A 22772-nucleotide genomic window follows, 5' to 3' on the forward strand; every position below is an offset into this window, starting at 1 on the left:
TACGAATATTAAAACAAAACATATGAAATCTATAAAGATAATACTAAGCACATTATTAATTTTCTCGGCAACTACAATATTCGCCCAAGAAAATAGTGAAATGACCTCAGAAACTGTAGAGAAAACCTATGAGGTTTATGAAAATGGAGAGTTGATAAAAAATTCTGTAAAAATTAATACAGTTATTTCCAGAGATGTTCTAATGGAGCCAGAGGACAAGTCCAAGGTAAATCAAGATCGTATATTCCAGAAAAAGAATGTTATGAAAACGGTGAAAATTGATAGCGATTCAGATAATGCCTATGACGAGATTATAAAATTTAGTTATAGGGCAGATATAAAGTCGGATTTTATGCTAGTTACCAATGACGATGAAATCATGGTAGCTATAGATAATGGAAATAAGTTAGAGATTGTAAAGAGCGAAAGCATTTACAAGAATAAACTTAAAAGCAATAAAGAAGCATATGTAATTACCGATGATAAAGGAAATGAAATAGAACTATTTATTGAAGATTATACATCTATGAAATAGACTAATTTAAGAATTAATGAAGTGGCACCGGGCCTTTATATTTTTAGTAATGTCAGGTATTACGGCAATTCTCGGATTTGGAGGATTGGCAGGTGCTGCTGAAGGAATCGCTAAAATACTTTTCTTCATCATTATGTTGGTTTTCCTACTGACCTTAATAAGTGGGTTATTCAGGAAATAAGAAAAGGGCGCTTAAAGGCGCTCTTTTCTTATTCGAATAAGTCTGAGGACAAATAACGGTCGCCCCTATCACATATAATAGAAACTATGACGCCTTTGTCTAAAGTTTTGGCCAACTCCAATGCAGCCACAGTTGCCCCACCACTGCTCATCCCGGAGAATATCCCTTCTTCTTTGGCTAACCTTTTGGCCATTACAATGGCAGATTCTTCGGTAACCTCAATAATCTGATCTACCTTACTTTTATCAAAAATTCTAGGTAAATATTCTTCTGGCCATTTTCGTATTCCAGGTATCCTAGCATCGTCCGCAGGTTGCACCCCAACAATCTGTATATTAGGATTCTTTTCCTTTAAAAAGGTAGAAGTCCCCATAATTGTTCCCGTGGTTCCCATTGAGGAAACAAAATGTGTGACTTTCCCTTCCGTATCTCGCCAAATTTCTGGACCTGTACTTTTGTAATGTGCCTTCCAATTATCGTCATTACCAAATTGGTTCAACATAATATATCCTTGATTAGCTACCTTATCCTCGGCATAGTCACGAGCACCTTCTATTCCAATATCAGCAGGGGTTAAGGTCACTTTTGCCCCATAGGCTCTCATGGTCTGTACCCTTTCCTTAGTAGAGTTTTCCGGCATTACCAATTCTATATCCAAACCATATATACCAGCAATCATAGCCAACGCTATGCCGGTATTTCCACTTGTTGCTTCAATTAATTTAGAGGTTTTGTCAATTTCGCCTCTTTCAAGACCACTTTGAATCATATTTAATGCAGCCCTGTCCTTGACGCTGCCCCCTGGATTATGTCCCTCCATTTTAAATAACAATCGGACATTAGGGTTTTGATTTAATACCCTTGATTCTACAAGGGGAGTATTTCCGATTAGATCTAATATGCTATACTCCATTGGAAATAGTTTTTATTTTTATCTCTGGAGTATGATATACTGTTGAATTAGCAGCAATAGATGACGTGATCCACGCATTACCGCCTATAATACTATTTTCACCTATAACCGTTTTTCCTCCTAAAATAGTTGCATTGGCATAAATGGTCACATTGTTTTCTATGGTAGGGTGTCTTTTGGTATTCTGAAGGTTTTTGGCGACATATAATCCCCCCAAGGTTACACCTTGATAAATTTTCACATTGTTTTTTATAATGGCGGTTTCCCCTATTACAACTCCAGTGGCATGGTCAATAAAAAATGAATCCCCAATTTGGGCACCAGGATTGATATCTACTCCTGTTTGTCTGTGTGCATATTCTGTCATTAAACGTGGCACTAAAGGAAATCCTTCTTCATATAATTCATGCGCTAAACGATAAATAGCTATAGCATAAAAACCAGGATACGCCATATACACCTCTTCTATGGATAGGGATGCCGGATCGCAGTTCACAATAGCCTCTGCATCTAAATTGAGTTTTTCTAAAATATCAGGAATTTTGGCCATGTAGTTGTTCCAAACTTTTTTGCAGGGGGTGTCTACCTCCCAACATGCTAAGCTTACTAATTGATCAAATTCAGTTTCTAAAATGTCTAAATTTTCTTCCACTGGAGTCTCTATGTCGAAAAGCATAAAAAAAAGTCGATCTGTAAAATTCTCTACATTCTGCTTCAACCGATATCTCAAATTTGGTTGTTTCTTATGCTGAATGATTTTCTTTATAATTGATTGTTTATCCATGTTGCATTCTAGTTAGTTCAAAATTAACCAATATTTCAAACGAAAGCTTCGAAAATGTGTAACTTTAAAGTATAATTTGAAAGCCTTTTGGTCGTATGCAGAATCCATTGATTACGAAAGATATTTTCGATTTTTTAAAAGAATTGGAAAAGAATAATAATAAAGAGTGGTTTACAGACCATAAAACACAATTCAAAACCTTGGAAGCCAAGGTTAAAAAATTCTATATCAGTGTGTTACAATCAATGCGTGAGTATGATGAACTAGAAAAATTAAAAATATTCCGTATCTATCGCGATGTACGATTTTCTAAGGACAAAACACCCTATAAAGTACATTTTGCAGGTTCCTTTTCCAGAATGGGCAGCACATTGAGGGGAGGGTATTATATCCGATTGAAACCAGGCGAAAGCTTTATTGCAGCAGGCTTTTGGGAACCAAATAAAGATGATCTCTTGAGGATAAGAAAAGAGTTTGAACTTGATTCTTCGGAAATAAGAGAAATACTTAATAATCCTTCATTTAAAAAAGTATGGGGAAACCTGCAAGGAGAAGAACTAAAAACAGCACCAAAAGGATTTGATAAAGAAGACCCCAATATTGACTTGATACGTAAAAAGCAATTCACTGTCATGAAAAACTTCTCAGACAAAGAGGTGTTTTCTCCTGATTTTGAGGATACCCTTACTGAATCCTTTAAGGCTATTAGGCCTTACTTTGATTTAATGAGCGATATCCTCACCACCAATTTAAATGGAGAAACTTTATTGGACTAATGCAGCCAGTTCTAGTAGCTGTATTTGATCTTTTAGACGCTCTATAACCATATTCATCATCCTTTTATTCAAGGCCGAAGAGTTTTGTATATAGGTTTCGTATTCCTCAACGGTAAACTGACCAATAATTAAACCCTTTAAGGAATTTCTAAATTTAATATCCTTTTGAACAGCATTTTCAATATATTCGATGCGCTTTTGAAGGGTAAGTTCATAGAATCTGTTCTTATGTTTTCCAATATAATTTTTGAAAACAGAAATAATCAAAAGGTTCTGTAATTTGATGATAGGGCGGAGGGTTTGGTTTTGAAAACGCTCATCTTTACTCATATCATCTGTAATTCTGGCAGAAGGAATCTCTGGACGAAGGCTCAAGAGATTAGTGGATCTAGTATTCATCTCACGGATTTTTTTAAAGGTAGCCATTAACATTAATCCTAATTTACCTATACCAATTAGTTTTTAACTGGGTTATGAACAAAAAAGCCATTGACCTTTTAGTCAATGGCTTTTAATTATATTTTAGTCTTGATTATTTGCTATCTATAAAATCCTGAAAGCTCTTTAGCTGCAAACTCTGATAATCCTTTGCATTTTTTTTCAGTTTGTCAAAGTCCGTTTTAGCCGAGCTGAACCGTTCCGAAATAACATTTAGGTTGTCCAATTCAGATTTTGTAGGTTTATCGTAGTTAGTAGCCAACTTGCTGTACAGGTCGGTCATCTTTTCCCTAAGCTGTAATTCAGCGGAACCAACATAATTATCCCCTGTGGTAACAACCAAGGTTTTCTTTAAATCATTCAATTTAGAGGACAACTTGGAATTGTCATTCGTTTGAGTTTGTTCCAACAGTGCGTCTACCTCGTAAACTAAATATGCTAATTCTTGAGTCATATTATACAGTTTCATGGTCGTTTCATTTTTAAGCTTCCGATCACTTGGTGAAAGGGGTGACTTATTGTCATAAACAAGCTCAAAAGTATGTTCAAAGGTGTCCTTGCCTTTATTCATGACAACTTTATACGTGCCAGCAGGAACTTTTGGTGCTGTAAACCCCCCAAAACTAAAGGTTTTGCCTTTGGCCACTCTAGGGACGTTACGGGTATATCCCCAATTAACTATGTTAATTCCTTTCGATTTACTAGGTCCAAGTTCCATAATTTTATTGCCTTCCATGTCCTGTATTTCCATCGCCATTTTTCCAAAGGTATGTCTCTTATTTAGGTAATACTTAATCTGTACGTCTTTGGTCTTGTTCTGACCCACAAATTGGGTCTCATTTCCAAATGCGCCAGAAAATCCTCCTTGTTCATCAATTACGGTTGGGTTATTCACGAAAAAATGCACGTTTTTATTCATGACCACGGGATTTAAATCCCTTAAGGGAGAAATATCATCTATAATAATAATACCTCTACCATGTGTTCCTAGTACAAGATCATTTGTTTTTTTGTGAAGGTCAATAAAATGAACTGCTACCGAGGGCATATTGTTTGTGAACTTATACCAATTTGTTCCGCCGTCCATGGTTATATAAAGCCCAAACTCAGTACCTAAAAACAATAGATTTGGATTCACATAATCTTCTTGTATGTTTCTGACCAAACCTTCAATATCTGGTGTAATAATGCTGGTCCACGATTTACCGAAATCTGTTGTTCTATACGTATAGGGCTTCATATCACCGCTTGTATGTCCTTCAAAAACAGCATAAGCCGTCCCTTTTTCAAAAGTACTTGCCTCTATGTGGTAACACCATGTATTTTTGGGTAATCCAATAATATTATTTACTGTATTGGTCCATGTTTTTCCACCGTCTTGGGTCACTTGGACATTACCATCATCTGTACCCACCCAAATGATATTTTCATCCATAGGGGATTCAGCAATTGTAAAAATAGTAGTATGATTTTCCGCACCAGAATTATCTTTAGAAAGTCCACCCGAATCTTCCTGATTTTGCTTTTTCGGGTCATTTGTCGTTAGGTCAGGGGAGATGATCTGCCATGTATCTCCCATATCCTCAGACTTATGTAAGTATTGACTGCCCATGTAAAAACGGTCCGGTTGATGCTCACTAATAGCCATTGGAGCATTCCAGTTAAAGCGCAACTTTAGAGTATTCTTTGTTGGAAGTGGCTGTATCGTCTTGGTTAGGTTTCTTTCCACATCATATCGCCATACGTTCTCTGCTCCTTGCATTTCGGAATAGATGATCTTTTTTGAAGGATGTTTCAAAACTCTAAATCCGTCCCCAGCACCTACAGAATTCCAATCCCTAGCCTCTACGCCTCCGGGAGAACTAGATGGCCCAAACCAAGAACCATTGTCCTGTAATCCTCCGTAAACATTGTAAGGTTCTTCATTATCCACACTCACATGATAAAATTGTGAAAGCGGCAGATTCTCAACAATTTCCATGGTATTACCACCATTCCAAGAGCGATATACACCTCCATCGGTACCAACATAAAGGATATCAGAATCTTTTATGCCAAAGGCGAAATCGTGGATATCACTATGCATATTACCAAGGTTTTTGAAGGTTTTGCCCCCATCCCTTGAAATAGAACCAGTAAGTCCTCCTTTTACCACTACATTTTCATCTTTTGGATCTACAATAATTCTAGAAAAATAAAAAGGCCTAACTGTAATTCCAAAATCATTGTTTAGTTGTTTCCATGATTCTCCTGCATCATCACTTCTATACAAGCCTTTCTTTTCGTCTTTTTCTGCCTCTATTACAGTGTAAAGGATATTTGGTTTTGATGGTGCTACCGCAATTCCTAATCGGCCCAAATTACCCTCAGGAAAACCATTGTGAATTTTTTTCCAATTGGCTCCTCCGTCAACTGATTTGTAAAGGGCACTATTACTACCTCCAGATTCAAAAGACCATCCTGTTCTTCTAAACTCCCACATGGAGGCATAAAGAATATTGGGATTAGATGGGTCCATAGTTAAATCTGCACATCCGGTCTTGCCATTTATGTATAGAAGCTTCTCCCATGTTTCTCCAGCATCTTTAGATTTATAAACCCCTCTTTCTTCACTGTCTCCCCATAAGGCACCCAAAACGCCTACATAAATTTCATTGGAATTTTCTGGGTTAACAATAATACTGGCAATACGCTCAGATGCTTTAAATCCAATTTTATTCCAATTAGTCCCCCCATCAATCGACTTATATAGGCCGTCTCCTATAGAAACACTATTCCTTGTCCATGTCTCCCCAGTTCCTACATAAATAGTGTTGTCAGGGTCATTAGGATCCAAGGTAACAGCACCTATAGACTGACAATATTCGTCAAAAATCGGATTGAATGTCATTCCTGCATCATTGGATTTCCAAACTCCGCCACCTGCCGTACCTGCATAGATAATTCGACTATTGGATGGGTGCACTTCTATGTCATTTATACGACCGCTCATAAGGGCAGGTCCAATATGTCTTGCTGTTATATCACCAAAAATTTCTTTACCATTATTAGTTTGTGATTCTTGGGCAAATCCGATAAAAGGGATGATCATTGCCCCAACTAAAAGTTTTACTAACGATTTTTTCATTTCAAATCAGTTTTTAATAAAAAAGACCCTTTTAAAAATAAAGAGCCTTTTCTTTTTTGTTTGATTATTTTTCTCCTTGCATGTCATCTGGAAACGTGAAAGCTCCATCCTCTATTGAGGGATTAAGTACAATACTCTTTATTGTTAAGGGACTTCCAGGTTGTCCTTTAACTCCTTGGGTCATGGAAAATGGAAAATACAAACCGTCAACTTCTTGGTAGTCACTCATGGTAACTTCTGATGTCATTCCTTTATCTGGACCTGATTTAACTTCTGATTGTACGGCTATGGGTACAAAATTTTCAGTATCAAAGAAGTAGAAGGAAACATCTTCTTCTTGTATACCATCAACCGTGATTGGTTCTTTAACCAACTTAATTTTAAATGTTTCTGCTCCGTCTATGGTTTCTTTACCCATTAATTCAACAGTATATCCTTTTTCCTTGTAATCGATGAATGAATCTGGGAAATCATTGGCATTCAATTTAAAATTAGCGGTAGCTTCTGCATCACTTTTTTCTGCCTTCATCGTCATAAAGTTATGACTCCATAAGGTGCTGCCATCAAATACCCCCTGTTTAATCTCCTTACCTTGAAAATTAATTACGGTCATTTGTCGTCCATCGTTTAATTGTAAAATTTCTAAAGGTATTTCCATACCTCCCTGACTTACCTTAGCAGTCATCTTTACACCTTTAATACTTTTCATTTTTTCCAATCCTCCAATATTTTCAAAATAATTGGCTAGTATTTCATCTGCCGTTTGGGCTTGAATGGGCACCAAAAAAGAAAAAAGTAAGGCAGCTACACTGGTTTTTAATGTCTTCATTTCCATTAGATTTATAGTATATGATTAGTAGCTTTTTACATGTATTGTTACAGCTATATTCAAAAATATCTTAATTTTTTTTAACATCTAGAAGTATTGTAGTTAAAATCGTCATAAGTATTCAAGCCTAACCTTCGATATTTTTAACTTTAATCGAAAATGTAGCGATACCATGAAAAAATCAATAAATCCTTACAATCAAAGAGAAGAATATCAGTTCAAAGAACTTAATATAACTGAGATTGAAGATAAACTCAATCTGGCGGCAGAGACGTTTATAAAATGGCGTAAAACCAATTTTCAGGATAGAGCCAAATTCATGTATAAGGCTGCGGAAGAATTAAAGAAACATAAACAAGAATATGCAGAAGTGATAACCAAAGAAATGGGTAAACCTATTAGTCAGGCTATCTCAGAAGTAGAAAAATGCGCTTGGGTATGTGAATATTATGCTGAACATGCAGCTTCTCAATTAAAAGACGAAATTATTGACACCGATGCCGAAGAAAGCTACGTTAGTTTGGAGCCTATAGGAGTGTTATTGGCCGTTATGCCTTGGAATTATCCCTTTTGGCAGGTATTCAGGTTTGCTGCACCTGCTCTAATGGCGGGTAATATTGGAGTACTAAAACACGCCTCCAACACGATGAAATCTGGGGAATTGATACAGCAGGTATTTAATAGGGCAGGTTTTCCAGAGGGGTGTTTTCAAAATTTGATAATTGGTAGTGATAAGATTGAGGGGATTATTAAAAATGATCATATAAAAGCGGTTACCTTAACAGGAAGTAAACCGGCCGGCTCTTCAGTAGCTTCCATAGCTGGAAAGAGCATAAAAAAATCTGTATTGGAACTTGGGGGGAGCAATGCCCTAGTTGTATTTAATGATGCTGATCTTGAAATGGCAGTACAAACATGTGTCAATGCAAGATTCCAAAATACAGGTCAAAGCTGCATTGCTGGTAAAAGACTACTTCTGCAAAAAGAGATAGCCGAGGAATTTACCAATAAATTCAAAACCCAAGTCTCTCAGTTAAAATCTGGGGACCCTATGGACAAGGATACCTATATTGGAGTAATGGCGAAAGAAGATTTGGCCAAGGAATTGGAGGATCAGATCAATACATCCATAGCCATGGGAGCAAAATTAGTCTTGGGAGGTAAACGACGAGGGACATTTTTTGAACCTACAGTTTTAACTCAGGTTACTAAGGAAATGCCCGTTTTTAAAGAAGAAACATTTGGACCTGCTATTGGCATAACCATTTTTGATAATGAAGAAGAGGCTGTTTCCCTAGTAAATTCTTCCATTTTTGGTCTTGGCGTCTCAATATTTACAAAAGACATACAAAAGGCAAAACGTTTGGTGCCACAATTTGATGATGGAGCGGTTTTTGTAAACGAACTGGTGAAAAGCGATCCAAGACTTCCATTTGGTGGAACTAAGATATCTGGCTATGGTCGAGAACTATCCTCGCATGGGATCATGGAGTTTATTAATAAAAAAACGGTATATATAAAATGATAATTTCGGCAATACTATTTTGTCAATAATTTGTTTTAAGGTCATTAATATTCTAAATTCATATTTCTGCCCTACAATCCAATTCCATGTTATTTTTTAATTAGAAAGTCGACTAATTTTGAAGTTAAATAGCGAATTATGAGATTTCATACTAGAAAATGGGTGAAGCCCGAAGATTTAAATGCAAATGAAACCCTATTTGGAGGCAGATTACTTGCTTGGATTGATGAAGAGGCTGCTTTATACAGTATTATTCAGCTCGAAAGTAAAAAAGTGGTTACCAAATATATGTCGGAAATTAATTTTATGAGCACGGCAGAAAAAGGAGATATTATTGAAATAGGGATTGAAGTGGTTAAATTTGGAAAATCGTCATTGACTTTAAATTGTGAAGTCCGCAATAAGATGACACGTGAAACAATAGTAACAGTAGACAATATTATCATGGTGAATCTAGGAGCAGATGGCAAGCCTTCATCTCATGGGAAAACCAAAATAGAGTATGTAAAAGATAGACTAGCGGCCGAAAATTAATTTTCAGCCCAGTTTTTTGCTATGGCCTGTACTTCATCGAGCACCCTTAAAAGGTTTCCTCCCCATAATTTTGCAATTTCTTCTTCCGTATACCCTCTTTTTATCAATTCTAAGGTCACATTAAAGGTTTCTGAAGCATCGTCCCATCCTTCAATACCTCCACCACCATCAAAATCGGAGCTAATCCCTACGTGATCAACGCCTATTAATTTCACCAAATAATCAATATGATTTGCAAAATCAGCCACATTTATAGCTTCTGGGGCATTTTTATCTTCCGCGGCCTGTAGTTTGGCCAGTTTTAAAACTTTAGGATAACTGGCCATGAAAACCGACCTTTGAACATCTGATAAATCAGCCAATTGAGATCTTTCGTACCAATCAATACCTAAAGAATCAGCTATCTTTGAATAGAGCTCTTTCAGATATGTCGCTCTAGCCTCATGTTTATCTGTGTTCAGATAGGAACTAAAAGCTACGGTCTGTACAACACCCCCATTTTTTTTCAATAGTAATAATTGCTCATCGTCCAAATTACGACTGTGATCACACAATGCCCTTGCCGATGAGTGTGAAGCAATAATTGGGGCTTTGGAAAGTGCCACCATTTGCTCCATAGAAGATTTTGATGGATGGGATACATCTATCATAATTCCTAACCTATTCATCTCAATAACAGCCTTTTTTCCTAACTCACTTAAACCGTTATATAGCCATATACTATCTTTTTCTCCTGTATTAGAATCACAAAATTGACTATGTCCATTGTGAGATAGGGAAATATATCTTGCTCCTAGACGATGGAATTTTTCAAAATTGGAAAGATCCTCTCCAAGGGGATAGGCATTTTCTACTCCTATCATGGCTACTTTTTTTCCAGACTTGGAAATGCGACGTACATCGTTGGAGGTCAAAGCCAATTCAATTTCATCAGGCGCTATGACTTCACAGAGTCTATGAATTGCTTCAAATTTTGACATTGCGTTTTCTGATGCCTTTTTGTATCCTTGCGCATTTAGCGAATCCTGTCCCGTATAGACGATTAACCAAGAGACATCTAGGCCGCCTTCCGTCATTTTTGGGAGATTTACCTGGGTATCTAAATTTTGTGAGTAATTAATGCTATCAGTAAAATTATCAACATTTATATCATTGTGGGTATCTATGGTTATTACCTTTTCGTGAATTCTATGGGCTTTTTCCAAAAGACTTTCTGTAATTTCTTTTTTCTCTTCTTTACAAGAAATTACGGTTAAAATGCATATAAATACGATAAATTGCTTCATGATAATTGGTTTTATACATACAAATAACGCAATTTGACAACACAAAAGGAAGTGTAGATAACATTTAATTGGCTAAACTATAGAGAAAGGTGATATTTAATTGACCAAACTTAACACTATTTGTGGCACTTGAATTTTGAATTCGCTTAATAAAGCAAAAAAACCAAATCCATTACTCATTGAAATCAAAAAACGTAGCATACCACTTATCCGACTTAGAATCTAAACTGAGTAATCTTTCTTTTGAAAAATTGACTTCTGAAGAGGCTACCCAATTGAAAAAATCATTTAATTCATTAAAAAGTAGCCTTGAAGAAAAGCTTATCGGCACTGTTTCTGCTCATGCTTCTGGCACGTACAGAGTTCAGGGAACAGAAATGGGCTTACTTCCTAAAAAAGACACTTCCATTAAAGCATCTACCCATCATCTAAAAAGCACGGGAGAGCATTTAGTTGCCATGGCAAGTCATGAAATAAGAACACCCCTAAACGGAATTATAGGATTTACTGATTTATTGAAGGAAAGTGAGCTTTCAGTGGAACAAAAGCAGCAGGTCTCTGCAATACAATCAGCTTCCTACAATCTCATGGACATTATCAATGAATTATTGGAATATTCCAAACTTTCAGCTGGTCTAGAGCATTTTGAAGCTGTGAATTTTAATTTTTACAGTTTAGTTAGGGATGTTATGTATCTCTGTAATATCCTAATCATGGATAAAGATGTGAAGCTGGAAGTGGATATGGACACCAAAATTCCAGAAATGTTGGTGGGAGATCCCTCCAAACTGTCTCAAATCCTCCTAAATCTCATTGGCAATGCCATAAAGTTTGTTAATAAGGGAGATATCCACCTTAAAATTCATGCCAAAAAGCAAAACAATAAGGATATTGTGTTGGATTTCAATATTATAGATACAGGCATAGGAATTTCCGAAAATAATATTGAGCATATTTTTGATGTTTTTAGACAAGCGGAAAATGATACTTTTAAGAAGTATGGCTGTTCTGGCTTAGGCCTCAACATAGTCAAACAAATAATTAAAAACCTTAATGGTAATATAAATGTTTCTAGTAAGTTAGGAGAAGGTACTACCTTTAATTTTGAGCTTCCTTTTGTTATTGGAGTCGAGATGTTAAATGAAACTGAGCAAGAGAAAAAAGTAACCAACACGAATAGGAAGGACCAAGTAAAGGGTATGCAGATCCTTGTTTTTGAGGATAATCTTCTGAACCAAAAACTTATAGAACAAAGGCTAAAAAGTTGGGGTTGTTTGGTACACGTTACAGATGATGCCAAATATGGTCTAAACATATTGGAAAACAACAATATAGATTTGGTTTTCATGGATCTGAGGATGCCTATAATGAATGGGTTCGAAGTAACCAGGAAAATAAGAAGCAGCAGAAATACCTATGTGAGTCAAATTCCAATCATTGCTTTAACGGCCGACTTTTCTATCAAGGATAAGGAACAATGCAGGGATAATGGTATCAATGATTATATTCTAAAACCTTATAGTCCAGATGAATTATTGATGAAACTAACTTCTAATAGAGCAGAGATGAAGATGAATGATATGATTGCCTCTAGGATTGGAGACCCTTCTAGAGAAATTATAAATGATGAAACACCAAAAATAGACCTCAAAATAATATTAGAGGAATGTATGGGTGAATTGGACCTGTTGGAAGAGCTTATCTCTCTTTACAAACAAAATGCATTCGAATTCATTGGTAAGGTGAAACACTATTTAAAGCTGAAAGATTTTAAAAATATTCAATTTGCAGCGCATAAAATAAAATCGGGTTTAGCCATGATGCAAACCTTCAGTTTACATTCTATAGTTGATCAAATTCACAAAACCTGCAACACAGATAAGGATTTAAAATACCTAGAATTTTTGTACAATTGTTTTTTGGAAGAGTACCCAGTAGTTGTAAATGCAATTGAAATAGAACTGAAAAAATTAAAATAAGGACTTAACTTAAGATTCATAATTCATGAAAAAAAATAAAAGGAATAAACTGTCAAAAGAGTCCTTTACCTTAAGAATGGATGATCTAAAAAATTTAGAAGTAATATCAGATGAAATACTTTATTCATTGGATTTTGAATCTTTGGAAAAGTTTATAAATGACACATCAGATATAGAGCATTTTATAGAATTGAAAAAAGAAGAGCTTGAAGTAAGGGCAAAACCAGATTTTAATGGTTTACGTTTAGAAAAGGGTAGGTCTACTGCTACCGATGCGTTCTATGAGGATATTTTTTCTATAAAGGACGATTGTGACAAGAATATCTTATTAGACACCATATTTGAAGCAGGTGATGAAAGAGAGATTCCCATTTTAAAGCAAATCATAGTTAACGAAGATAATTTAGGCATTCGCGAGAAAGCACTAAAAATATTAAATGGGATAACTGTTGAAAACTATTGGTTTTCTGAAGAAGAGGGAGCTGTACTGGAAATAGATAAAATAAGGAAGCGGTGTATCTTTAAGCCTCTTTTTGAAATTGCAGACTTTAATACCAAATTAATTTTATTGGAGCAAATTGCGGAAATAGGTGATAGTAAAGAAATGATCTTTCTTGATACAATAGATACCTCCAATAATGTGATCCTCAAGAAAAAAGTTAAACGAACCAAAATCCAATTAGCTGAAAAATTAAATTTAAAAGGTTCTAACGTTGTTCTAGATAATAATAATAAAATTGGGCAAACGAATACAGAAGAATCCATTCATTTTTTTGGAACTAAGTGCCTTGAACAGAAAATGGCTATACAACCTATTAAAGATTTCCATAGCATAAAAAGTAAAATGCCTTTAAGTCTAACTGATTTACTTGAAACACTAAAAATAAAAGAATCCCCTTCTTCTGACATACTGAATATTCAATTTAAATTGGATGCTGTGAAGGTGAGAGATACTATGACTTCTAATGACCATAGTAAGCGTAAACCTATGATTACCAAACCCAATTCACTTCTTATGAAGCTAGCATCTCAACTAAAAATAAATTTATGCAGATGGATAGTGGTTAAAAAATAGACTACCAATGCACATTAGTATGTTTACAACAAAAAAAAGCATCTTCACCACAAAAAATTTTTTCGTCGGTAGTAAATAAATAAATTTATTAAATAGTTTTAAAGTCCCAAGTTTAAATTAATTAAAAACCCGAAATTAATTATGTTATACGACACCTACGGAGAGGAATACTTAATCTTCCTTAAAGATTTAAATGAAATTTTAAGTTTAAACGAATTGGTGGAGTTAGACTATTTATAGTCAAATAACATCATACCTAAAATCCCAAATTATGGCAAACCTAAATCAAGACAACGCAGCTTACTTAAGTTTTATGCAAGATTTAAATGAAATCTTAGTCAATTTCAATATCAATAAAATAAATTATTCTTAGTGGAGAATATGAACCACTAAAAAAAGGAGCACCCAATAAGGTGCTCCTTTTTTTGTAAAATATTATGTGACAACAATTATCCCAAATAGGTTTTTAAGATCTTACTTCTAGAATTGTGTCTTAGCTTTCTAATAGCCTTTTCTCTTATTTGTCTAACTCTTTCCCTTGTCAAATCAAAAGTCAGCCCTATCTCAGCCAAGGTCATGGAGTGTTGATCCCCAATCCCGTAATATAGTTTTACCACATCGGCTTCTCTTTGTGACAATGTTTCCAATGCCCTAACAATTTCGATATTTAGAGATTGAAGCAATAGTTGCTTATCTGGGTTAGGTGATTCTCCCGATCGTAATACATCGTACAGGTTGGAATTCTCTCCTTCTATCAAAGGGGCATCCATGCTTACGTGCCGACCGGAGTTTTTCATAGATTGCTTAACCTCACTCACGGAAAGATCTAATTCTTTGGCTATTTCCTCGGCAGAAGGCGGACGCTCATGTGATTGTTCTAAATAGGAAAATGCTTTTTTAATCTTATTAATGGAACCAATCTTATTCAATGGTAGCCTCACAATTCTTGACTGTTCTGCCAAAGCCTGAAGAATAGATTGTCTGATCCACCAAACAGCATAAGATATAAACTTAAATCCCCTAGTCTCATCAAAACGTTTAGCTGCCTTTACCAGTCCTACATTTCCCTCATTGATCAAATCCGGTAATTTTAATCCTTGGTTTTGATACTGCTTAGCTACAGAAACAACAAATCTTAAATTCGCTGTAGTCAACTTATTTAAGGCCACTTGATCACCCTCTCTTATCTTTTGTGCCAGCTCCACTTCTTCATTTGCAGTAATCATGCCTATTTTGCTGATATCTTGCAAGTACTTATCCAATGATTTTGATTCTCTGTTAGTTACCTGCTTGATGATCTTTAGTTGCCTCATATATGGATTTTGTTTTAGAAAGTTTACAAGTTTATATTATACTCTTTTTTTAGCGATAATCCAAAAAACATCGGTATTTAACCCCTCTTTTTATGAAAAATTTAAGGTTTTTACGGAAATACGCTAAAATATGTTCGAATTATTTAATCAAACTGTACTTTTGAAGGAATAATTATGGGTATAATTTCAAAATGAGTAAAAGGGCATTAAAAAAATATCTTTCAGAATTAAAGCAAGAGGAATTGGCAGAGCAGCTAATAGATCTTTATGAAAGATTTCCTGTAGTTAAGGAATATTATGATTTTGTTTTCAATCCCAAAGAAGATAAGTTGGTGCAAGATGCAAAGGTAAAAATATCTAACGAATATTTTCCTGTAAAGCGCAAACGTCCTAAGGCCAGAAGATCAGTAGCTCAAAAGTTTTTGAAACACTTTACAAAATTGGGTGTTGAACCGCAATTGGTGGCCGATGTTATGCTTTATAATGTAGAAATTGCACAGGCCTATTCCGCTGATAAAAATGTTCCAGAGGCCTTTTATAAAAGTATGCTCAATTCTTTTTCGGAGGCTGTACAGTATATAGCACTAAATGAGATACTGCCAGATTTTAAAATCCGGATTGTAAGAATATTTAATACCACCCAAAATCAACAGTGGCCCAACGAAGAAGAATTTTCAAGGGCTTTGGATATAATAGATTAACATATGGCCATAGTCATTATTAGGCAGGACGGCAAAGCTTCCCAATGGAAAGCACTGCTGGAAAAAAAATCCCAAGACATTTTAATTTATGATTTTGGCGAAGAACATCCTAAGGAGACCATTACCATGGCGTTGGTTTGGCAGCACCCGAAAGGTTCCTTAAAAGCGTATCCCAATTTAAAATGTGTGGCATCTATGGGGGCTGGTGTAGATTTTATTTTGGCCGATTCGGATGTCTCGAAAAATATAATGATTACTAGGGTGGTAGATCCAATGTTGGCCAATGATATGTCTGAATTTGTTATTGCATGCATATTTTCCTATTTAAAAAACTTACCATTTTACGGGCAACAAGAATTACAGCAGCGTTGGACCAGAATGAAATACTTGCGAAAGAAAGATGTTACTATTGGTGTTTTAGGACTTGGTGAATTGGGAAGTACTCTTGCCATGGATCTACAAAATATGGGTTTCCAGGTTCAAGGCTGGGCCAACTCCAAAAAGGAAGCTATACAAACCTTTGTAGGCGAAAAGGAACTTCCCCAGTTTTTAGCTAGCACATCTATTTTAATATGTTTACTGCCATTGACCAAGGAAACCAAGAATATATTGAACAAGGAATTTTTAAGTAAACTACCAAAGGGTGCCTTTGTCATAAACGTTGCTAGAGGTGGTCATCTGGTAGAGAAGGATCTACTCGATTTGGTCAATAGTGGGCATTTGTCTGGTGCTAGTCTTGACGTCTTTACAGAAGAACCACTTCCTAAAGACCACCCATTTTGGGGACATCCTAAAATACAGATCACCCCCCATATTGCCAGTGTTTCATCTCCAAGTTCAATTGTACCTCAAATTTTAGAAAATTACAGTAGATTGACCAAAGGGCAGCCAATGATAAATGAGGTTTCGGTTTCCAAAGGATATTAAATTTTCATATTTCCGGGATATAAATTTCATTAAAGGGCAAAAAACTGCTAATTTTGAAAGATTCCCTCAATATCAAAATTTAGAACACAAAAAACAGACGCATCCTATTGGAGATTAAAAAAGCACAAGCAGAAAAGACCCTCTATGATTATCAATTAGAGGATCTGAATACTATTTTTAAGCATTTGGAAGAATCCCCAAAGGGTTCTAATTTATTGTATCAATTACCCACTGGGGGAGGAAAAACTGTTGTTTTTTCGGAAATTGCCAAAAGATACATTAAAGAAACACAAAAAAAAGTTGTGGTGTTAACCCACCGTATTGAGCTAAGTTCACAAACGTCTAAAATGCTCAAAGGTTTTGGAGTAAAAAACAAAATTATCAATAGCGATGTCAAGGAGCTTATAGACCAAGATGAGTTTATGTGCTTTGTGGCAATGGTGGAAACCTTGAATAATCGACTTCAAGAAGAAAAAGTTGAGATAAAAAATATTGGTCTTGTAATTATTGATGAAGCGCATTATAATTCATTCAGAAAACTGTTTAAATACTTTAAAAACTCTACTATTCTTGGGGTAACAGCCACTCCGTTAAGCTCCAACATTAAGCTTCCAATGAAGGATAATTACCAAAAACTGATCATGGGAGAGTCGATCAGCAATTTGATAAATAAAAAGTTTTTGGCACGTGCCAACATGTTTAACATGGACGTGAGTCTCAAAACACTTAAACTGGGAATCCATGGAGACTATACTGTTAAATCTTCCGATGAGCTTTATGGAAATTTAAGCATGCAGGGGAAACTTTTGGGATCTTATGAAGCGATTGCCAAGGGCACTAAGACTTTAATCTTCAATAATGGTATCAATACATCAAAATATGTATATGAGACCTTTAAAAAAGCAGGATATCCAATACGGCATCTGGACAATAAGAATACGGCTACTGAACGGAAGGAAATCTTAACATGGTTTTCTAATACTCCTGACGCAATTTTGACTTCTGTGAGTATTTTAACTACCGGTTTTGATGAGCCTACTGTGGAAACAATTATTCTTAACAGGGCCACCAAATCCCTGACCCTATATTTTCAAATGATAGGCAGGGGATCAAGGGTGTTACCGAATAAAGACGAATTTACTGTAATTGATCTAGGCAATAATATAGCAAGGTTTGGCATGTGGGATGCCCCAATGGATTGGAAGGAAATCTTTCATTTTCCCGATTTTTTCTTGGAGAACATTAGAAATGATGAAGAAATTGAGCGCGATTTTGTCTATGAAATGCCACAAGAATTAAAGGATAAATTCTCCAAATCTGCGATCTTGGACTTTAATGTAAAAGAAGAATATAAGAAAGTCTTTGCCCTAGGGCTAAAATCTAAAACTGTATTGGAAAATAGCATAGAACAACATGCTCAAATTTGTGTAGAAAATAGCGAGGATATTTTTGATGCCCGTGTTTTGGCGAAACAACTAAAGGAAGAAATAGCCTATAGAGTGCGATTGTATTCCTATTGCATTATGAACAACACCAAAAATTACAAAGAGTGGTTGGAGGAAGATTACGAGCGGAAGCTCCGATCTAGGATTTCCAAGAAATTTGCTTCCAAAATGTAACCCATGACGGCTATTTTGGTACCAAAAAAAATATTGATCATTGGTTTTGTTTGGCCCGAACCTTCTTCAACTGCAGCGGGGTCTAGAATGCTTCAGTTGTTGCTTTTTTTTAAAAGCAATAACTATCAGATTACTTTTGCATCTACCGCACAAGAATCAGATTTTTCTATGCAACTGGAAACCTTAGGCGTCCAGAAAAAAAGTATACGTTTAAACGACTCTGGATTTAATCAGTTCATTCAAGAATTAAAACCAGATATTGTCCTTTTCGATCGTTTCTTAACAGAAGAACAATTTGGATGGCGTGTCGCCAAAAATTCACCTAATGCCCTAAGGATTCTGGACACGGAAGACTTGCATTCCCTAAGATCAGTTCGGATGGAAGCCGAAAAGAATAAAAAAACTGCTTCGATTACCGATTGGAAACAAGCCGATATCACCAAAAGGGAAATTGGTAGTATATACAGATGTGATCTTTCATTGATCATTTCGAGCTATGAAATGGAACTTTTGCTTAACGAAATCAAAATTGATAAAAAAATATTAGTATTTCTACCGTTCATGTTAGATCCCATAAGGGAAACTAATAAAATGAATTGGCGGTCATTTGAGGATAGAAAGAATTTTATTAGTATTGGCAATGGAAAACATGCTCCAAATATAGATGCTATCCATTGGTTAAAAAAGGAAATCTGGCCATTGATTCGGGCGCAATTACAGACTGTTAATCTACATATTTATGGAGGTTATTTACCAGAAAGCATATTACGATTACACCAACCAAAAGAGGGTTTTTTTGTAATGGGCAGGGCCGAAAGCGCTACTGAAGTGTTAGGAGTAGCTAGGGTGAGTTTGGCGCCATTGCGATTTGGCGCGGGTATAAAAGGAAAACTTGTGGATGCCATGTTGTCTGGGACTCCTAACGTTACTACAGAAATAGGTGCCGAAGGTATGCATGCCAATCTTCAATGGAGCGGTATGATCTCAAATGATGCAGCTATCATAGCTAAAAACGCGGTAGTCTTATATACCAAAAAGGAGATTTGGACAAAATGCCAAGACCAAGGAGTGGCAATTATCAATAAACTATATGACAAAACCATACTGGAAGGATTTCTATTGCAGCGTATAAATGAAACTATTAACAACTTAAAGGATCATAGAATATCCAATTTTACTGGCGCAATGTTGATGCATCACACTATGGCTAGTACTAAATACATGGCCAAATGGATAGAAGCTAAAAATCAGTAGGCCTATTGATCTTTTATCGAGGGTAGAAGCGTTATTTTTGTATTTTGAATTTTTTTTATACTATTGAATTATGAGTAAGATCAATTGGAAAGTAGTCAAGGAATTTGAAGATATAACATATAAAAAATGCGATGGGGTAGCCCGTATCGCTTTTAATCGTCCAAACGTACGAAATGCCTTTAGACCTAAAACTACGAAGGAACTCTATGAGGCTTTTTACGATGCCCAGGAAGACACTTCTATTGGCGTAGTATTGTTATCCGGTGAAGGACCATCTACCAAAGATGGAGTGTATTCCTTTTGCAGTGGGGGAGACCAAAAGGCTAGGGGGCATCAAGGTTATGTTGGCGAAGACGGCATGCATCGTTTGAACATCTTGGAGGTACAGCGATTGATCCGTTTTATGCCAAAAGCAGTTATTGCTGTCGTACCAGGGTGGGCTGTTGGTGGAGGACACAGTCTTCATGTGGTCTGTGATCTTACACTTGCGAGCAAGGAACACGCTATTTTTAAACAGACAGATGCCGATGTTACTAGTTTTGACGGAGGCTATGGATCTGCTTATTTGGCCAAAATGGTGGGTCAGAAAAGGGCTAGGGAAATATTCTTTCTGGGAAGGAATTACACAGCTCAGGCGGCTTATGAAATGGGAATGGTAAATGCAGTCATCCCTCATGAAGAATTGGAAGATACCGCTTTTGAATGGGCACAGGAAATCTTAGCAAAGTCACCTACTTCTATAAAAATGTTGAAATTTGCTATGAACCTAACCGATGATGGTATGGTTGGTCAGCAAGTATTTGCTGGAGAGGCTACTAGATTAGCCTATATGACAGAAGAGGCGAAAGAGGGAAGAAATGCATTTCTTGAAAAGCGAAAGCCTGACTTTGGGAAGAACAAATGGATTCCCTAACAGATGTTATAGATAGCCCTGTCCTGTAATTAAAAAAGGACCCTATCTGAGAAGACAAAGCCCTTTTACGAGAACACTATATGAAAATGAAAATTCTTATTCTGTTTTTATATACTACTAAAGTATATACATTTGGTGCTCGCACGAAATTATTGTTGTGAATCAGTTCTATTTTGTGGTAGGTGGCCGTAATAGTGATATTTGTAATTATTCAATAGCTCTATCCAATTAGAAATACAAATTAATAAGGACCCAATATTTATGTCATTCAAAAAAATACACCCCATCTTAAAAGAAAACATTGCGCGTATTGGAATTACAGCCCCGACAGCTTTTCAAAAGGAGGTGATTTCAAAAATAAAGGGAGGTAGCAGTCTGTTTGCTATAGCTCCTCAAGGAGATGGGAAAACAACGGCCATGATCATAGCTACGATTCAAAAACTTGGAGCAGTGGCTTTTGAAGATTCCCCAAGGGCATTGATTTATGTAAAAGACAAACAATCAGCATTGGAGCTTGCTGAAAAATTTAAAGAATATACGTATGGAACCGACTTAAGGGTTTACTGTGCCTATGAAGAGCATAATATAGAATTGCAGAGAGAAGAAATTTATTTAGGAACTGACATTGTTATTGCCACACCAAAAAGATTAAGTCGTATTTTTTATCTCAATGGAATACATTTAGGACAATTAAAATTGTTCATGGTAGAAGATGCAGCGTTTTTGGTGAAGGCAAGTGATTACTCTGATGTGATTCGCATTCCGGAAAGTATAGAAAAATGCCAATACATTATATTTGGCGAAAAATTTGACAATCGAATGGAGAAAATGCGAGACTCTTTTATGTACAATGCGGAAACTATTACCGCTGAATAATTAGAATTCTATGGAAACAAAAGACAAGTATATAAATGTGTATACGGGAAGTGAAGTAGATGTGATCCTTTTAAAAGGATTATTAGAGGAAAATGGAATAGGTACTCTAGTTAAAAACCAAAATGAATCTGCTCGTGTTTCAGGTTTTGGTGGAGGCTTGTATGGTGGCGTTAGGCTGTTTGTTTTAGAATCTGACGAGACAAAGGCAACTCCCATAATAGAAGGTTTCAAAGTAGATTAAGCTCCCAAGGGGTATAGGTATAAAAAAAGGCTTCACCTTTTAAGACGAAGCCCTTTTTACGAGAACACTATATGAAAATAAAAATTTTATTACTTATTTACAGGACTAAAGTAGTTTCCTTTTAGTCGCTTAGGGAACTTTTGTTGCGAAGTGGCACCTCCTTGTGGTGGAAACCACTTTTTAAGTTATGTCCTTTATTATTTAACAGTTTTCATAGCTGCATTTGCGCTATTCATTGTTATTAATTCTAAAAATTTAAGGGAAAGGGTAAAAAATAATCAGTTTTTAAAATATGATATGCCTAGTTTAAATAACACAATGTTCTTTATTTTAGTACTTAAATGAATTTATCTTCTATAATCTTTTCAAAATTTCGTACTTTAAATATATGGTTCCCTAAAAGTAACGAGTTTATATTTATAAGTTAAACAAGTTTATTTTACAAACAACCCACAGATGTTAGAACTAGTCTATTGCTCCAAAGCAAAAAAGAATACCGATAACATCAAAATAGTTGACATTTTGAAAATATCACGTACTTACAACCAAAAATCTCATATAACCGGTTGTTTGGTGTTTCACAATGATATTTTCGTTCAAATAATTGAAGGAAATTCCAAAAACATACATCAACTTTTTCAAAATATAGAAAAAGATGATAGACATTACGATGTAAATCTATTGTGGGAAGGACATATTCCTAAAAGGCACTTCGGCGATTGGTCTATGGCATTCCATGACTTGGGAGAAGAAGGTATACTAGGAAAGGACCTTCTAACCTTTGAAAGAAACTTGTTTCAATTATCTGAAAGTGCCGATAAAACCTCCCCAGCTTCTTATTTATTTTGGCTCAATGTCCGCAAACAAATTATAGGCTGGCTCGTATAAAAAATGATATGAGAAGTTAAAAGGTCATAGCTCTAAAATTAAGGATACACAACTACTC

At 35.7% G+C, this 22772-nt stretch carries 22 protein-coding genes; 15 read left to right on the top strand and 7 right to left on the bottom strand.

Features of this window, described 5'->3' with window-relative positions:
* Window positions 1-22 precede the first annotated feature (22 nt).
* Window positions 23-535, top strand: coding sequence for a hypothetical protein (locus ABXZ36_RS07810; RefSeq protein WP_354614948.1), 513 nt, complete (start codon window positions 23-25; stop codon window positions 533-535).
* A gap of 49 nt (window positions 536-584) precedes the next feature.
* Window positions 585-716, top strand: a complete 132-nt coding sequence (locus ABXZ36_RS07815) for a DUF1328 domain-containing protein (protein WP_354614949.1) — start codon at window positions 585-587, stop codon at window positions 714-716.
* Window positions 717-744: 28 nt separating this feature from the next.
* On the opposite strand, the gene cysM is transcribed toward ABXZ36_RS07815, so the two are convergent.
* Both cysM and epsC read right to left on the bottom strand, forming a co-directional pair.
* Window positions 745-1629: a cysteine synthase CysM gene (gene cysM, locus ABXZ36_RS07820; RefSeq protein WP_354614950.1), complete on the bottom strand. Its 885-nt coding sequence runs from the start codon at window positions 1627-1629 to the stop codon at window positions 745-747.
* Entirely contained in the window at window positions 1619-2413 is a 795-nt protein-coding gene (gene epsC / locus ABXZ36_RS07825) for a serine O-acetyltransferase EpsC (protein ID WP_354614951.1), read from the bottom strand. Before epsC ends, cysM begins: the two co-directional genes overlap by 11 nt.
* A gap of 95 nt (window positions 2414-2508) precedes the next feature.
* Between epsC and ABXZ36_RS07830 the strand changes: the two genes are divergently transcribed.
* The gene (locus ABXZ36_RS07830) at window positions 2509-3189 is read left to right on the top strand and encodes a DUF2461 domain-containing protein (protein ID WP_354614952.1); all 681 of its coding nucleotides are present in this window, start codon (window positions 2509-2511) and stop codon (window positions 3187-3189) included.
* Here the strand turns inward: ABXZ36_RS07830 and ABXZ36_RS07835 are convergent.
* The 3 genes from ABXZ36_RS07835 to ABXZ36_RS07845 form a co-directional block, all read right to left on the bottom strand.
* A complete protein-coding gene (locus ABXZ36_RS07835; RefSeq protein ID WP_354614953.1) occupies window positions 3178-3588 on the bottom strand; it encodes a glyoxalase in 411 nt (136 codons plus the stop codon). The two genes, ABXZ36_RS07830 and ABXZ36_RS07835, sit on opposite strands and share 12 nt — an antisense overlap.
* Window positions 3589-3721: 133 nt before the next feature.
* Window positions 3722-6754 carry a WD40/YVTN/BNR-like repeat-containing protein gene (locus ABXZ36_RS07840; protein WP_354614954.1) on the bottom strand — a complete coding sequence of 1011 codons (3033 nt, stop codon included), beginning with the start codon at window positions 6752-6754 and terminating at the stop codon, window positions 3722-3724.
* 64 nt (window positions 6755-6818) lie between these two features.
* Window positions 6819-7583, bottom strand: coding sequence for an outer membrane lipoprotein-sorting protein (locus tag ABXZ36_RS07845; protein WP_354614955.1), 765 nt, complete (start codon window positions 7581-7583; stop codon window positions 6819-6821).
* Between the two features lie 172 nt (window positions 7584-7755).
* Between ABXZ36_RS07845 and ABXZ36_RS07850 the strand changes: the two genes are divergently transcribed.
* On the top strand, window positions 7756-9108 hold the full coding sequence (locus ABXZ36_RS07850) for an NAD-dependent succinate-semialdehyde dehydrogenase (protein WP_354614956.1): 1353 nt from the start codon (window positions 7756-7758) through the stop codon (window positions 9106-9108).
* Between the two features lie 138 nt (window positions 9109-9246).
* A complete protein-coding gene (locus ABXZ36_RS07855) occupies window positions 9247-9642 on the top strand; it encodes an acyl-CoA thioesterase (RefSeq protein WP_354614957.1) in 396 nt (131 codons plus the stop codon).
* Here the strand turns inward: ABXZ36_RS07855 and ABXZ36_RS07860 are convergent.
* On the bottom strand, window positions 9639-10928 hold the full coding sequence (locus tag ABXZ36_RS07860) for a dipeptidase (protein WP_354614958.1): 1290 nt from the start codon (window positions 10926-10928) through the stop codon (window positions 9639-9641). The genes ABXZ36_RS07855 and ABXZ36_RS07860 overlap by 4 nt on opposite strands.
* 179 nt (window positions 10929-11107) lie before the next feature.
* Between ABXZ36_RS07860 and ABXZ36_RS07865 the strand changes: the two genes are divergently transcribed.
* Window positions 11108-12907 carry an ATP-binding protein gene (locus tag ABXZ36_RS07865; RefSeq protein ID WP_354614959.1) on the top strand — a complete coding sequence of 600 codons (1800 nt, stop codon included), beginning with the start codon at window positions 11108-11110 and terminating at the stop codon, window positions 12905-12907.
* Between the two features lie 25 nt (window positions 12908-12932).
* Window positions 12933-13982: a hypothetical protein gene (locus ABXZ36_RS07870; protein ID WP_354614960.1), complete on the top strand. Its 1050-nt coding sequence runs from the start codon at window positions 12933-12935 to the stop codon at window positions 13980-13982.
* 449 nt (window positions 13983-14431) lie between these two features.
* Here ABXZ36_RS07870 and ABXZ36_RS07875 read toward each other — a convergent pair whose 3' ends face one another.
* Complete coding sequence (locus ABXZ36_RS07875) at window positions 14432-15295, bottom strand: sigma-70 family RNA polymerase sigma factor (RefSeq protein WP_354614961.1); 864 nt, start codon at window positions 15293-15295, stop codon at window positions 14432-14434.
* A 191-nt stretch (window positions 15296-15486) separates the two neighbouring features.
* On the opposite strand from ABXZ36_RS07875, the gene ABXZ36_RS07880 reads away from it, so the two are divergent.
* The 8 genes from ABXZ36_RS07880 (at window position 15487) to ABXZ36_RS07915 (ending at window position 22714) form a co-directional block, all read left to right on the top strand.
* On the top strand, window positions 15487-15996 hold the full coding sequence (locus ABXZ36_RS07880) for a DUF6155 family protein (protein ID WP_354614962.1): 510 nt from the start codon (window positions 15487-15489) through the stop codon (window positions 15994-15996).
* A 3-nt stretch (window positions 15997-15999) separates the two neighbouring features.
* Entirely contained in the window at window positions 16000-16923 is a 924-nt protein-coding gene (locus tag ABXZ36_RS07885) for a 2-hydroxyacid dehydrogenase (RefSeq protein WP_354614963.1), read from the top strand.
* A gap of 107 nt (window positions 16924-17030) precedes the next feature.
* On the top strand, window positions 17031-18542 hold the full coding sequence (locus ABXZ36_RS07890; protein WP_354614964.1) for a DEAD/DEAH box helicase: 1512 nt from the start codon (window positions 17031-17033) through the stop codon (window positions 18540-18542).
* 3 nt (window positions 18543-18545) lie between these two features.
* Window positions 18546-19796 carry a glycosyltransferase gene (locus ABXZ36_RS07895; protein WP_354614965.1) on the top strand — a complete coding sequence of 417 codons (1251 nt, stop codon included), beginning with the start codon at window positions 18546-18548 and terminating at the stop codon, window positions 19794-19796.
* 70 nt (window positions 19797-19866) lie between these two features.
* A complete protein-coding gene (locus ABXZ36_RS07900) occupies window positions 19867-20709 on the top strand; it encodes a 1,4-dihydroxy-2-naphthoyl-CoA synthase (RefSeq protein ID WP_354614966.1) in 843 nt (280 codons plus the stop codon).
* Window positions 20710-20970: 261 nt separating this feature from the next.
* On the top strand, window positions 20971-21585 hold the full coding sequence (locus ABXZ36_RS07905; RefSeq protein ID WP_354614967.1) for a DEAD/DEAH box helicase: 615 nt from the start codon (window positions 20971-20973) through the stop codon (window positions 21583-21585).
* Between the two features lie 10 nt (window positions 21586-21595).
* Window positions 21596-21826 (top strand): putative signal transducing protein, encoded by a 231-nt coding sequence (locus ABXZ36_RS07910; RefSeq protein ID WP_354614968.1) that lies wholly within the window; start codon window positions 21596-21598, stop codon window positions 21824-21826.
* A gap of 456 nt (window positions 21827-22282) precedes the next feature.
* Window positions 22283-22714 carry a BLUF domain-containing protein gene (locus ABXZ36_RS07915; protein WP_354614969.1) on the top strand — a complete coding sequence of 144 codons (432 nt, stop codon included), beginning with the start codon at window positions 22283-22285 and terminating at the stop codon, window positions 22712-22714.
* The last annotated feature ends 58 nt before the right edge of the window (window positions 22715-22772 follow it).

The sequence above is a fragment of the Sediminicola arcticus genome (assembly GCF_040566695.1).
Lineage (GTDB): Bacteria > Bacteroidota > Bacteroidia > Flavobacteriales > Flavobacteriaceae > Sediminicola > Sediminicola arcticus.